Source organism: Streptomyces sp. SP17BM10, from assembly GCF_036322405.1.
GTDB lineage: Bacteria > Actinomycetota > Actinomycetes > Streptomycetales > Streptomycetaceae > Kitasatospora.
Window position 1 is genome coordinate 1 of record NZ_JAQYXB010000080.1, and the last position, 346, is coordinate 346.

The following is a 346-nucleotide window of genomic DNA, read 5'->3' on the forward strand; positions in this document are numbered from 1 at the left end:
CGACGGCACCTCGCTCCACGTCATGGCCGACACCAACGGGATGACGCCGGGCACCTACGACGGGGTGCTCGATGGAATCGGCTACACCACCGGGGTGCCATCCCCGAACTACTTCCCGAAGGCCTTCACGGTGACCGCCGCCGCGCCGGCCACCAAGGGCCGGCTCGTCCCGCTCACCCCCAACCTCATCCTCAACACCGTCTCCTGCGTCGGCGCGCCCGCCGGGCGCCTCGGCCAGGGCGGGGTGCTGTCGCTCCAGGTGGCGGGCGTCGCCGGCGTCCCGACGACCGGCGTCACGTCCGTCGTCATGAACGTGACGGCCGTCAACCCCTCCAGCAACAGCGCC

General features: G+C 72.0%; 1 protein-coding gene. It reads left to right on the forward strand.

Features of this window, described 5'->3' with window-relative positions; translation table 11 throughout:
• Nucleotides 1–346, forward strand: a 346-nt coding sequence (locus tag PUR71_RS00310; RefSeq protein WP_329924259.1) for a hypothetical protein, incomplete at both ends; no start/stop codon positions are given.